Below are 12,938 nucleotides of genomic sequence, written 5' to 3'. Positions count from 1 at the left end.
AATAATCAAAGAAGCAAAGGGAGAGAAGAATGCCTTTATTTGATATCCGTATTAGTCCTGATGAGCCTGTTTATGTAATCAGCGTGGTCAGCAAATTAGTGGACCTGCCGGCGTGGACTTTACGCCAGCTGGATAAGGCAGGGCTGGTTTGCCCCAAGAGAATAGGTAAAAAGAACCGGCTTTATTCTTTAAAGGATGTAAAGAAATTAGAGTATGTGCATTATCTCATGGAAGAAAAACGCGTGAATATTCATGGTATAAGGATAATCCTAGAAAAAGAAACAGAGGAATAATTTTTTTTAAATTGTCATTAGCACTCTATGGTTGAGGGCGCTAAATTATATAGTATATCTCGATAAAGAGCTGGATTGACAAAGCGGAAAATTATGTTAGAATTAACTTTTAGCATTCTTATGGTGGAAGCGCTAAAAGGTGGGGTGATCTATGGTTAAGACAGTTGATTACGAGTCTAGAAGAAGGGCGATTCTTGCCGCAACTATTAATAAGTATATCCAGGACGCAGAACCGGTAGCCTCGGAGGATATTGCCAGGGATTTTGACTTAAGCCCGGCTACTATAAGAAGTATATTAGCTGAGCTGGAGGAGGCAAATTACCTTACGCACCTTTATACTTCCGGAGGAAGGATACCTACGGTTAAGGGGTACCGTTACTATGTAGATTTTCTGCTTTCGCAAATAGAGCTTGTGGCAGAAGAAAAAGAACATATTAGCAGGGAATATAAGAAAAAAATAAACCGGTTAGAGGATATCCTGGATAAGACTTCACAGATTATATCTGAAATCACGCATTATACGGGGATAGCTTATTTCCCAGAGTGGCAGGATAAGTTTTTTTATAAAGGCATAAGCCTTGTTTTAAAACAGCCGGAATTTCAGGATTCCCGGAGGATACGCCTTTTAATCAAGACTATCGAAGACAGGCAGTACTTACTGGATATTATCAACCGTGACTTTAATGATAAGGTAAAGGTCTATATCGGCGAAGAATTAGAGTGCCCTGAAATGAACGGTTGTTCCCTGGTCGTTTCTACTTACCGTCTAAAGGACAAAAGCGCAGGCAGGCTTGCGGTTTTAGGGCCGATGCGCATGGAATACGAACACGCTATTCCCGCATTAGGTTACATATCGGATGTTTTAACAGAGGTTATCGACAGCATTTAAGGATGACGATGCAGCCCCAGAAACAAAATCAGCAAGAGGATAAAAAGCACACCGAAGCGCCCGCAAAAGAAGAAAAGACCGTTTCTTTGCCAGAATCCGAATACCTGAAGTTAAAGGAAGAGGCAGAAAAAGCTAAGGAATACTGGGACAGGTTGCTGCGGCTGCAGGCTGATTTTGATAATACGCGTAAGCGTTTAGAGAAGGAAAAGCAGGATTTTGTAAAATTTGCTAACGAAGGCATTATTCTAGAATTATTAAATATACTGGATGATTTAGAGCGCACTGTGGAATTAGCCCAGTCTAAACACCAGGACCTGCCGGTTTTTTTAAAAGGCGTAGAAATGATCCTGGCGCATCTTTACGAAATGCTGAAAGAATACGGGGTTAAACCCATCGAGGCAGAGGGTAAGTTATTTGACCCGCATTACCACGAAGCGCTGATGCAGGCAGAAGACATTGATGTGCCGGAGCACACCGTTATAGAGGAATTACAAAAAGGTTATTTATTGAATGACCGGATTATCAGGACGGCGAAAGTGAAGGTTAGTAAACAGAAATAAATTTTATAATTCCCAATTTCCAATGTCCAATAAATTACCAATGCCCAATTCTACAATTGGTAATTGAATAATTGGAAATTAATTGGGATTTAGCAATTGGATAATTTAAAATTTACGGAGGTGCAATATGGCTAAAGTGATAGGTATTGACTTAGGGACATCTAACTCGGCAGCAGCAGTGATGGAAGGCGGCAGGCCCGTAATAATCCCGTCTGCCGAAGGCGCGGGCGTGGCATCAGGCAAGGCATTCCCTTCTTACGTTGCTTTTACCAAAGACGGCCAGCGTTTAGTCGGCGAGCCGGCTAGGCGCCAGGCAGCAATTAACGCAGAAGGTACTATACAAGCTGCTAAACGTAAGATGGGTACTGACTTTAAGTTTAAAGTTTTCGGCAAGGAATATACGCCGCAACAGATCTCCGCTTTTATCCTGCAAAAGATAAAGCAGGATGCGGAGGCGTATCTCGGAGATAAAGTTGAGGAAGTGGTAATTACCTGCCCCGCATATTTTGATGATAACCAGAGGACAGCTACTAAGGATGCCGGTGAAATAGCGGGTTTAAGAGTATTAAGGATTATAAACGAACCGACCGCAGCCTGCCTGGCTTATGGCCTTGAAAAAGCGCAGAAAGAGCAGAAGATCATGGTCTTTGATTTAGGCGGCGGAACCCTGGATGTCACTATAATGGAAATGGCTCAAGGCGTATTCCATGTGCAGTCAACATCAGGCGATACGCAATTAGGCGGCACAGATATGGATAAGGTATTACTTGAACATATTGCCGGGCAATTTAAACGCGAAACCGGGATAGACCTGATGAATGACAAGATGGCTGTGCAGAGGTTACGCGAGGCAGCGGAGAAGGCCAAGATAGAATTATCCTCTACGGTAAGCACGGATATCAATTTACCTTTTATCACGGCAGACGCCACCGGCCCTAAGCATTTAACCATGACCATCACCCGCGCAAAATTAGAGGATTTGATTTCGCCTATAATTGACCGGTGCCGCCACCCCATGGAGCAGGCAATCAGCGATGCCAAATTGACGCCCAAAGATATAGACAGGATTATCATGGTCGGCGGGCCTACGCGTATGCCTATCGTGCAGAAATTTGTCGAGGATTATGTCGGCAAGAAAATAGAGCGCGGAGTCGACCCCATGGAGTGCGTTGCCTTAGGCGCTGCAATACAGGCAGCGATTATAAAGGGGGATGTTAAAGATGTATTGCTTTTGGATGTTACCCCGCTATCCCTCGGTATTGAAACCTTAGGCGGAGTAGATACAAAATTGATTGAAAGAAACGCATCTATCCCTACGCAAAAGAGCCAGATATTTTCCACAGCTGCCGATAATCAGACGGCGGTGACTATCCGCGTGCTTCAGGGCGAACGCCAGATGGCCGATGATAACGTGGAATTGGGCAGGTTTGACCTGGTAGGTATTCCCGCGGCTCCGCGCGGCGTTCCGCAGATAGAGGTAAAATTTGATATTGACCGTGACGGGATTGTGCACGTTTCTGCCAAGGATTTAGGCACAGGCAAAGAACAATCCATACGCATTACCGCACCCAAGAAGCTCTCTAAAGAAGAAATCGATAAGATGGTCAGGGATGCGGAAAAGTTTGCCGCCGAAGACACAAAGAAGAAAGAAGAAGTAGAAGTCATTAACCAGGCAGACAATCTTGTTTACGCTACGGAGAAATCCCTGAAAGAATTCGGCGATAAAGTCTCCCAGGCAGAGCGCTTAGATATAGAAGCAAAGCTCAATGACCTTAAGGCAGCTATAAAAGATAAGAACGTTGATAGGATCAAAAGGGGCTCAGAGGATTTAACCAAGGCCTCGCATAAATTAGCAGAAGAAATATATAAGCAGGCAGCGCAGAAACAGCAGCAACAGGGCCAGGCGCAAGGTGCAAGAGGCCAGGAGCAAACTGAAGAGCCAGAGGATAAGAAGTCCGCCGAAGGCGGATCCGCCTCCGGCGGAAAAGACGAAGATATTATAGACGCGGATTTTAAGGAAGAAGATGATAAAAGTGGTAAGTCTTAAGCAGTAAGCCGTAAGCTTAAAGCTTACAGCTTAAAACTAAGAATGCCGACTACAAAACGTGATTATTACGAAATCCTGGGAGTCAAAAAGAGTGCCAGTCTGGATGAAATAAAGAAGGCCTATCGGGAGATGGCCCTGCGTTATCATCCGGACAGGGTGCCTCACGAGCAAAAAAAAGAAGCAGAAGAGAAGTTCAAAGAAATTTCCGAAGCTTATGCGGTACTTTCTGATTCTCAAAAGCGGGCCCTTTATGACCAGTATGGCCATTCCGGGATAGATCAGAAATATGCCTATGAAGATATTTTTAAGGGGGCAGATTTTAACAGCGTATTCCAGGACCTGGGAGACTTTGGCGTAGGAGGCGGGTTATTTGACGAAATATTCAGCGATTTAGGCTATGATATTTTCGGCGGCAGGGGCCGTCAGGGCACAGGACGTGCTGCGCGCCGCGGGAGAGATTTAGAGATTGCATTGAATATAACTTTGGAAGAAGCAGCCAGCGGTACGGAAAAGACTATTAATGTGCCCCGCTATGAAACATGTCAGGTATGCGCGGGCAGCGGAGCAAAACCGGGCACTAAAAAGGTTACCTGTTCTCAGTGTAAAGGTTCGGGCCGTACAGTAGTCTCTAACGGTTTTTTTCAGCTGGCCCAGGCCTGTTCGCGCTGCGGCGGAGAAGGTTCGATTATACAAGCGCCCTGCCCGCAATGCCGCGGGCAAGGCAGGACTAAGGTAACGCGTAAGATTAAAGTGAAGATCCCCGCCGGAGTAGATACGGATTCGCATTTGAGGATACGGGGAGAGGGAGAATCCGGCACTGCCGGCAGAGGCGATTTATATGTAGTTATTGAGGTAAGGCCGCATCCGGTTTTTCAAAGGCACAATAATGATATATTAACTGGAGTAACTATCAGCTTAACGAAAGCGATATTAGGCTCTGAGATAGAGGTTCCTACGCTCAATGGCCATGTTGAAATGAAGATACCCCCTGGCACGCAAAGCGGAAAAATTTTCCGGCTTAGGGAGAAAGGCATACCCGATGTACATAGCAGGGATATAGGCGATGAACTGGTTAGAGTAACGGTTGAAATCCCTACGCGTTTAACTTTAGAGCAACGCCGGCTCATAGAAGATTTTGCCAGATCGTCGGGTGAAGACATAAACAGGGAAGGCGTTGTCGATAGGATAAAGAAAGCATTTAAATAATGTATCAGAGTGTCAAGGTATCAAAGTGTCAAAGTTTTACTTTGATACTCTGACACATTGACACCTTGATACTTTATTATAAAAAAGGAATGAACAAGTGCCAACCTACGAATACGAATGTACGCATTGCGGGCACCAATTTGAGCTTTTCCAGAAAATGACCGCAGCGGCATTAACTAAATGCCCTAAATGTAATCAAAAAATCAGGCGGCTTATAGGTTCGGGTTCGGGCGTAATCTTTAAGGGTAAAGGATTTTATGCGACGGATTACCGTAAAAATCCGCCTGCCTCCGGACATAATCCGAGCAAGGCCTGCGCGCAAGCCAAAGACGGTTGTAAGTCCTGTCCGCACAAATAAGAACTCTCTAGCTAAACTATGGCAAAGATAGAGCCTTTTAGAGCGCTTATTTATAATCCGGGAGAGACCAATGACCTTTCTTCTGTTGTCTGCCCGCCCTATGATGTCATCTCGCCTGCGCAACAGCAATACTATCACGATCTTAATCCCCATAACTTCATTCATATACTTTTAGGTAAAGATATCCCCGGTGAAGATAAGTATCGGCGCGCGGCGTATCTTTTTAAGGAGTGGCAAAAGAATAAGATACTCAACCCAGACAGGTCGCCGGCAATATATTTTTATAGCCAGCAGTATAATATTAAGGGAGAGAAAAAGACCCGCCTGGGGTTTATCGCGCGTTTGTACCTGGAGGATAAAAAAACAGCTATATACGGGCATGAACATACCCGCCTTGAACCCAAGGAAGATAGGCTGAAATTGCTTAAAAGCGTTAAGGCGAATCTAAGCCCCATATTTGTGATTTTCTCCGATAAAAAACGTATTATCTCTGGTATCAATCAACATATTCAGGATGAGAAGCCTTTTATTGATATAGTAGATAAAGAAAAAGTCAACCATAGGCTATGGAGGCTGGATTCTCCTGATATTTTGGATAGCATAAAATCCAAGATGCAAAACGAAAGCATCTTTATCGCGGATGGCCACCACCGTTATGAAGTATCCTGTATTTACAGGGACGAGATGAGGAAAAAGTTAGGTGGCAGCGCGCAGGAAGCGGATTTCGATTATACCCTGGCTTATTTTACCAATACAAACCCCGGCGGCCTTACTATATTACCTATCCACCGCCTGATAAAATTAGACCATAGGCTGGATATGGAAAATTTTAGAGAGAATATCAAAGACTTCTTTGAGATGGAGGAGATTAAGGATAGAACGCGTTTCTTCTTCCTTCTGGCAAAAGGCGGGCAGAGCGAACATGCCTTGGGTATGTATTATGATAAGAAATACTGGCTCCTGCGTTTAAAGAATATCAAGATCCTGGATAAGATAATCAGCGATAAACCCCACTCGGTGAGGTCATTGGACGTTTCTATATTAAACCACCTGATTTTTAAAAAGGCCATGGGGATGGGCGCGGGTGATCAGGAGAATATCGCCTATAGTCCCCATGCACAGGAATTGATTGATAGAGTAGATAGTGATAATACATATATTGCCTTCTTTTTGAACCCGGTGAAAATCCAGCAGATAATTTCCGTGGCCTTAACCGGCCAGAAGATGCCGCCTAAATCTACTTATTTCTATCCGAAGGTATTATCGGGGCTGGTAATTAATAAACATGGTGATTAGGAGCGAGTATTGCGTATGGCGTATTGCGCAATACGCATAACGCGATACACAATACGGGAAAATGGCACTCTTTGGTAAACCCAAATACACAATCGTAAGGCTTAAGAAGAAAGAGATCCCTGACGGGCTCTGGACAAAATGCGAGGCCTGCTCAGAGGCTTTATATAATAAGACCCTGGACGAGAACCTGAAAGTCTGCCCGAAATGTAATTATCATTTTGTGCTGGGCGCTTATGAGAGAATAAACATGCTTTTAGATAAAGATACGTTCCAGGAGTATGATAAAGATATGCTATCTTCTGACCCGCTGGATTTTAAAGGGCCAAAGACTTACCCGGAGAAATTAGAGCAGGATAAAGCCGCGACAGGATTAAAAGAGGCGGTAATAACCGGCGAGGGCCTCTTGGAAAATAAAAAAGCAATCCTTGCCGTCACGGATTCCCGTTTTATTATGGGTTCGATGGGCACGGTTGTGGGAGAAAAGATAACCCGCGCCATTGAAGCGGCAACAAAAAACAGGCTCCCCTTGATTATTGTTTCCGGTTCAGGCGGCGGAGCTCGGATGTATGAAGGGATGTTTAGCCTGATGCAGATGGCCAAGACCTCAGCCGCGCTCTATTATCACCATCAGGAGAAATTACCTTATATTTCCGTCCTCACTGACCCTACTATGGCCGGGGTTATGGCGTCATTTGCGGGATTAGGGGATATAATTATTGCCGAGCCAAAAGCCCTGATAGGTTTTACCGGCCCCCGGGTCATTGAACAGACTATCAGGCAGAAATTGCCTGCGGGGTTCCAGCGTTCGGAGTTCCTCCTGCAGCACGGTTTAATTGATATGATAGTGCAACGTAAGAGTTTAAAGGCGACGCTCGGCCAATTACTGGATTATTTAAGTTGACATACTGAGCGAAGCGAGGACAAATGGCGCAAGTGAGCCTGAAAAGAGTTTCTAAGGTCTTTAGTAACGGCGTAAAGGTAGTGGACAGCATAGATTTAGGGGTGGAGAATAAGGAATTTATGATATTGGTAGGGCCATCCGGCTGCGGGAAATCTACGACCTTGAGGATGATTGCCGGTTTAGAGGAAATAAGTGAAGGCGAGGTATATATAGGCGATAAACTGGTAAATGATATTCCGGCAAAAGACCGCGATATCGCCATGGTCTTCCAGAACTATGCCATTTATCCGCATTTTAGCGTATTTGAGAATATGGCCTTTGGTTTGAAACTAAGGGGTTATCCTAAAAATGAGATTGTCCGGCGGGTTAATGAGGCAGCGGATATTTTAGGCATAAAACACCTGCTGAACCGTAAGCCCCGGGAGCTCTCCGGCGGCGAAAGGCAGCGCGTTGCCGTAGGCAGGACAATCGTGAGGAAGCCTTTAGTGTTTCTATTTGACGAACCCCTCAGCAACCTGGATGCAAAACTAAGGGTTCAGATGCGTACAGAAATACACAAGCTCCATATCAGGCTGCAGTCAACGATAATATACGTTACCCATGACCAGGTAGAGGCTATGACTATGGGCGACAGGATTGCGGTCATGAAAGACGGCCTCCTGCAGCAGGTGGCAGACCCGATGACGGTTTATGACCATCCGCGGAATAAATTCGTAGCCGGATTTATCGGTTCTCCGCCGATGAATTTTATGCAGGGTGAGCTTATCAAAAAAAACGGGCGCATGTATTTTGATGAGGGCAGGGCCGCAGTAAAGATAGTAGAGGAGATGTATGCGAAACTCTACCCCCACATAGGCCAGGAAGTCATTTTTGGCATCCGCTCCGAAGATATATACGATAAATTATTCGTTTCTGAAGCCCCGCCGGAAAATATCGTCAGGGTTAACTGCGAGGTGGTTGAACCGATGGGTTCAGAGGTCTACCTTTATCTGAACACAGGAAAACACACTTTTATCGCACGCGCAGGGGCACACGATAGGCCTGCGGTCAACCAGAATATGGACGTAGTTTTCGACATGAGTAAGGCGCATTTTTTCGATAAGAAGACCGAGGAAACAATCGTATAAACTTAATTTCCATACCCTCTCGCAAAGACTCTTCTCAAGCAGGGAATAGTTAACCCATGCTTTATCCTTCCTTAAAGCCACCGGCGCTTCATATGGATATTTTGCTCTTTCGTTTATTAGCCGTGCTCCTCTTTGTTAATATCCTCGCCATATTTTATCTTATCCGCAGGTATTTCGTCAGAAAGAACTGCCTTACTATCCAGAGCCAGGGCCTTGAAGAAAAAATAAATATCCTGAACGCCGAAAACGCCAAGGAGGCCGAAAACAAAATTGCCCTGGAAGATAAAATAAAACGTTACAATAAATTAAAAGAGATTACCGAAGAGATAGACCAGAGCCTGGATTTAGAAACTATAGGCGATAGCCTCACCTCATCTGCCTTTTCCGTCATTGCCCGCGGTAAGGGTACGTGTATTTTGTATTTATTGGATAGCCAGACGCAGAAACTGAATCTTTTTAAGACAAAAAAAGAAGAAGAGGGATTGATCGTCAAGGCCAAGGAAGGCGATATATTCGATTTTTGGGTATTAAGGCATTCAAGCCCTTTATTAGTAGAAGATATCAGGAAGGATTTCCGCTTTGATCTGGAAAAAATAGGGGCCCAGGCATATACCAGGCCTGTCTCTTCTTTAATCAGCTCACCCCTCATCAGCGAGCATAAGTTTTTAGGTGTGTTTAGGCTGGATAGCCCTTTAAGCAGCTTTTATTCCCAGGATGACCTGCGCTACCTTGACGCCATATGCAATTTAGGGGCACTAGCTTTAGAAAACGGAGAGCTCTTCCAGAGGATGAGGGATTTAGCCATACATGACGAGCTGACCTCGCTTTTTACCAGGCATTATTTTTTAGACGGTTTAAAGAATGAATGCCTTAAGGGGCTCAGGCAGGGTACATCTTTTTCATTACTGATGCTTGATATAGATTATTTTAAGAATTATAACGATAAATTCGGCCATATCTCAGGCGATATCGTATTAAAGAACCTAAGCCACAATATAACTGATTTTTTAAAAGGCCTCGATGCGGTGATCAGCCGTTTCGGGGGAGAAGAATTCTGCGTAATCCTGCCTTCTCTGGGTAAGGCCAAGGCCCATCAAGTCGCGGAGGAGCTAAGGGTAAAGATAGAAAAAGCAAAAGTAACCTTGCGTAAACAGGAAACTCATATTACGGTATCTATCGGCGTAGTTTCTTTTCCTCTGGACGGAAATAACGCCGATGAGCTGATCTTGAAAGTAGATAAGGCGATGTACGAAGCGAAACAAAAAGGACGGAACAGGGTATGTATTACATAATAATTTTAGTCCTGGCTACTTTCTTTTTATTCCTTTGGCTTAGGAAGAAATTGTCTAAGAGCCCCATTGAGGCCCATATGCATAAAAGCCTGAAAAATGAATATGATAACCTATCGGCAGAAAACAAGATGATTAAAGAAGCCAACCATAGATTGCAGGATAAACTCGATAGTACAATGGCCCTTTACGATATAACCAAACAGATCTCTAAAACACTGGATGCGGATAAGGTGTTCGCTTGTTTTAAGGAAAAGGTCAGGGAATATGTTACGGTAAATGATTGTAAATTTTTGAAAGGTAATCAAGATCTGTCGGTTTATAAAGACTGCTTAACCTTTCCCTTAAGCATAAGCGGGGAGCTTATCGGCCATCTGGTGGTAGAAGGATTAAAGGAGGAGGAGAGGGATAAATTTTATATCTTATCCCAGCAGTTTCTTCTGGGGATTAAAAGAGCCATCTTGTATCAGGACGTCCAGGAGCTGGCTATCATAGACAGCCTTACTAAGGTTTTTAACCGCCGGTATTATCTGGAGAGGTTTAAAGAAGAATTGGAGCGTTCACAAAAATTCAACTATCGGTTTTGTTGTTTAATGATAGATATAGACTATTTTAAAGAATATAATGACCGTTACGGCCATATTGTGGGAGATACCATACTCAGGGAGCTTTCTAAGATAATCCAGCAGAATATCAGGCAGATAGATTTAATGGGCCGCTACGGCGGAGAAGAATTCTCCGTTATTCTGAGCCAGACGGATAAAGAAGCAGCGGGGTTTGCGGCAGAGCGTATCCGCCAGGCCATAGAAGAGAAGCGTATAAAGGCCTATGATGAAGAATTAAAAGTTACGGTCAGTATAGGTATCTCTGTTTTTCCCGGTGACGGCAAGGATATGAAGACGCTTATTGATAAAGCTGATACGGCTTTATACCGCGCCAAAGAAGGAGGCAGGAACAAGGTTTGCCTTTATTAGCAAGCCTACCGTACAAATGAATCTGTCGATTTTCTCGCTCAAGTCGGTTTTGCCCTATCGGGCACGCCAAAGGTCTTTCGTGAACTCGGCAGCTGCGGAACTCGCCCGTCGGCTTCGCCAGGACGGGCTCAAACATCCTCGCTGTCCGAATGCTTCCGCGTTCGGATTCCCTCGTTCACTCAAGCTGCTTTGGCTAAAACCTCCATTCGCTCGAAAACCGCCAGATTCATTTGTTGCAAGTTGACATATTTATCTTTAGCGGGTGACGCGGGAGATGCCTCGAGCCAAATTTGGCGAGAGGCGCTCACGCGGCAGGACCCGCTAAAATATTATCTATTGAAATTATCGTAACTTTCATATAGAATAAATAACTATGGCGAAGAGATTTATAGCGGCTATTGATTTAGGGGGGACGAATTTAAAGATTGCATTATTAGATTTAAAGTTCAGGATTAGGCACAAGGAAGTCTTAGATACACAAAGGTTTAGTAAAAAAGAAGCCTTGATTTCGGCAATCGTCCATTCCGTAGATAAAATCTTAAAGGATAATAAGTTAAACAGGGCGAACCTCTTAGGTGTCGGTTTAGGTTTGCCCGGCCCTATAGATTTTGAAAAAGGAATAGTCCATTTCTTCCCTAATATTCCCGGCTGGAAAGAAGTAAAACTAAAAATTATTCTCCAAAATAAATTAAGGTTACCGGTATTCGTGGATAATGATGCCAAGGCCATGTGCCTTGCAGAATATAAACTCGGCGCAGCCAGAGGTGCAACTAATGCCGTATGCCTTACTTTAGGAACCGGCATCGGCGGAAGCATCATTATTAACGGGAAGCTCTACCGCGGATTAAGTAACGCCGCAGGCGAAATAGGGCATTTGCCGATTAATGAAAATGGGCCGCGGTGTAATTGCGGCGGCAGGGCCTGCCTTGAAAGTTATATCGGTAATAACAGGGTTTTGGAAGAAGCAAGGAAGATCTTTAGCAGCAGCATAACCCTGGAGGAATTGAGTTCTTTGGCAAGAAAAGGAAATCCCAAGGCCAAAGCAATCTGGAGGCAATTCGCTGAAAGGTTATCAGTTGCGCTTACGGGTATAATAAATATACTTAATCCGGATTGTATCGTTATCGGAGGGGGAGTAGCAAATGCCGGTAGAGTCTTGTTCGATAATTTAAAAAAGATTACCTTAAAACGCGCAATGAGCGTGCAGGCAAGGCGCGTAAATATATTTAAGGCAAAATTAGGCGCTGATGCAGGTTTAATCGGGGCCGCTATATTAGTAAAAGAGGGGATAAGGCAATGAACCCCGCCCTTCCTAATAAGGGCAGGGGTATAAATAAGAAAGGAAGAGCGGGGTGAAAATATTCATTGATACCGCGAATGTAAAAGATATAAAAGAGGCAGTAGCTTTAGGTGTCATAGACGGGGTTACCACCAATCCCAGCCTAATCGCAAAAGAAAACCGTAAGGCAGGCGAATTATTAAAAGAGATATGTTCATTGGTAAATGGCCCGGTAAGCGCAGAGGTTATATCTTTGGAAGCTAACGGCATGGTCGCTGAGGCCTTAGAGCTTTCTAAGATTGCCAAGAATATCGTGATTAAGGTTCCCCTGGTTAAGGAGGGACTTAAGGCAGTAAAAATTCTTTCCGAAAAAGGAATAAAAACAAATGTTACGCTTTGTTTTTCTCCTTCACAGGCAATACTCGCGGCCAAGGCCGGGGCAGACTATATATCGCCCTTTATCGGCCGGCTGGATGATATAAGCCAGGTAGGAATGGATTTGATCCGCGATATAAAACAGGTCTACTCCAATTATAATTTTAAGACCCAGATAATCGTAGCTTCTATCCGTAATCCTTTGCATGTAGTAGAGGCGGCAAAGATCGGCTCAGATATCGCCACCATACCTTTTGCCGTCATCGAACAGCTGATAAAACACCCCTTGACGGACATAGGCGTCCAGAGGTTCCTGGAGGATTATAAGAAAATCCCCAAGTGAA

The 12,938-nt window shown here is 44.4% G+C and carries 13 protein-coding genes; all 13 read left to right on the top strand.

Features of this window, described 5'->3' with window-relative positions; all coding sequences use genetic code 11:
* Positions 1–29 precede the first annotated feature (29 nt).
* Positions 30–293: a MerR family transcriptional regulator gene (locus tag PHV44_01775; protein ID MDD5592014.1), complete on the top strand. Its 264-nt coding sequence runs from the start codon at positions 30–32 to the stop codon at positions 291–293.
* 151 nt (positions 294–444) lie between these two features.
* Positions 445–1,182 (top strand): hypothetical protein, encoded by a 738-nt coding sequence (locus PHV44_01770; GenBank protein MDD5592013.1) that lies wholly within the window; start codon positions 445–447, stop codon positions 1,180–1,182.
* An 8-nt stretch (positions 1,183–1,190) separates the two neighbouring features.
* Positions 1,191–1,742, top strand: a complete 552-nt coding sequence (gene grpE, locus PHV44_01765; GenBank protein MDD5592012.1) for a nucleotide exchange factor GrpE — start codon at positions 1,191–1,193, stop codon at positions 1,740–1,742.
* 127 nt (positions 1,743–1,869) lie between these two features.
* Entirely contained in the window at positions 1,870–3,789 is a 1,920-nt protein-coding gene (gene dnaK / locus PHV44_01760; protein MDD5592011.1) for a molecular chaperone DnaK, read from the top strand.
* Positions 3,790–3,831: 42 nt separating this feature from the next.
* On the top strand, positions 3,832–4,995 hold the full coding sequence (dnaJ, locus tag PHV44_01755; GenBank protein MDD5592010.1) for a molecular chaperone DnaJ: 1,164 nt from the start codon (positions 3,832–3,834) through the stop codon (positions 4,993–4,995).
* A 97-nt stretch (positions 4,996–5,092) separates the two neighbouring features.
* Positions 5,093–5,353 (top strand): zinc ribbon domain-containing protein, encoded by a 261-nt coding sequence (locus tag PHV44_01750; GenBank protein MDD5592009.1) that lies wholly within the window; start codon positions 5,093–5,095, stop codon positions 5,351–5,353.
* Between the two features lie 18 nt (positions 5,354–5,371).
* Entirely contained in the window at positions 5,372–6,649 is a 1,278-nt protein-coding gene (locus tag PHV44_01745) for a DUF1015 domain-containing protein (protein ID MDD5592008.1), read from the top strand.
* 61 nt (positions 6,650–6,710) lie between these two features.
* Positions 6,711–7,550 (top strand): acetyl-CoA carboxylase, carboxyltransferase subunit beta, encoded by an 840-nt coding sequence (gene accD, locus PHV44_01740; GenBank protein MDD5592007.1) that lies wholly within the window; start codon positions 6,711–6,713, stop codon positions 7,548–7,550.
* A gap of 23 nt (positions 7,551–7,573) precedes the next feature.
* Entirely contained in the window at positions 7,574–8,677 is a 1,104-nt protein-coding gene (gene ugpC, locus PHV44_01735) for a sn-glycerol-3-phosphate ABC transporter ATP-binding protein UgpC (protein MDD5592006.1), read from the top strand.
* 92 nt (positions 8,678–8,769) lie between these two features.
* Positions 8,770–9,969: a sensor domain-containing diguanylate cyclase gene (locus PHV44_01730; GenBank protein MDD5592005.1), complete on the top strand. Its 1,200-nt coding sequence runs from the start codon at positions 8,770–8,772 to the stop codon at positions 9,967–9,969.
* Positions 9,957–10,940 carry a GGDEF domain-containing protein gene (locus PHV44_01725; GenBank protein MDD5592004.1) on the top strand — a complete coding sequence of 328 codons (984 nt, stop codon included), beginning with the start codon at positions 9,957–9,959 and terminating at the stop codon, positions 10,938–10,940. Before PHV44_01730 ends, PHV44_01725 begins: the two co-directional genes overlap by 13 nt.
* A 373-nt stretch (positions 10,941–11,313) precedes the next feature.
* Positions 11,314–12,240, top strand: a complete 927-nt coding sequence (locus PHV44_01720; GenBank protein ID MDD5592003.1) for an ROK family protein — start codon at positions 11,314–11,316, stop codon at positions 12,238–12,240.
* 52 nt (positions 12,241–12,292) lie between these two features.
* Positions 12,293–12,937 carry a fructose-6-phosphate aldolase gene (gene fsa / locus PHV44_01715; GenBank protein ID MDD5592002.1) on the top strand — a complete coding sequence of 215 codons (645 nt, stop codon included), beginning with the start codon at positions 12,293–12,295 and terminating at the stop codon, positions 12,935–12,937.
* Position 12,938: the final 1 nt, after the last annotated feature.

The organism is Candidatus Omnitrophota bacterium (assembly GCA_028717245.1).
Classification (GTDB): Bacteria; Omnitrophota; Gorgyraeia; order Gygaellales; family Profunditerraquicolaceae; genus JAGUYA01.
The sequence above is the reverse complement of the archived record's forward strand: the minus strand, read 5'-3'. Positions and strand labels throughout refer to the sequence as shown.

Bases quoted from the DNA above. Each gene is read 5' to 3' on its own strand.
- PHV44_01775 (MDD5592014.1), top strand. From the start codon at position 30: ATGCCTTTATTTGATATCCGTATTAGTCCTGATGAGCCTGTTTATGTA.
- PHV44_01770 (MDD5592013.1), top strand. From the start codon at position 445: ATGGTTAAGACAGTTGATTACGAGTCTAGAAGAAGGGCGATTCTTGCC.
- grpE (MDD5592012.1), top strand. From the start codon at position 1,191: ATGCAGCCCCAGAAACAAAATCAGCAAGAGGATAAAAAGCACACCGAA.
- dnaK (MDD5592011.1), top strand. From the start codon at position 1,870: ATGGCTAAAGTGATAGGTATTGACTTAGGGACATCTAACTCGGCAGCA.
- dnaJ (MDD5592010.1), top strand. From the start codon at position 3,832: ATGCCGACTACAAAACGTGATTATTACGAAATCCTGGGAGTCAAAAAG.
- PHV44_01745 (MDD5592008.1), top strand. From the start codon at position 5,372: ATGGCAAAGATAGAGCCTTTTAGAGCGCTTATTTATAATCCGGGAGAG.
- accD (MDD5592007.1), top strand. From the start codon at position 6,711: ATGGCACTCTTTGGTAAACCCAAATACACAATCGTAAGGCTTAAGAAG.
- ugpC (MDD5592006.1), top strand. From the start codon at position 7,574: ATGGCGCAAGTGAGCCTGAAAAGAGTTTCTAAGGTCTTTAGTAACGGC.
- PHV44_01730 (MDD5592005.1), top strand. From the start codon at position 8,770: ATGGATATTTTGCTCTTTCGTTTATTAGCCGTGCTCCTCTTTGTTAAT.
- PHV44_01725 (MDD5592004.1), top strand. From the start codon at position 9,957: ATGTATTACATAATAATTTTAGTCCTGGCTACTTTCTTTTTATTCCTT.
- PHV44_01720 (MDD5592003.1), top strand. From the start codon at position 11,314: ATGGCGAAGAGATTTATAGCGGCTATTGATTTAGGGGGGACGAATTTA.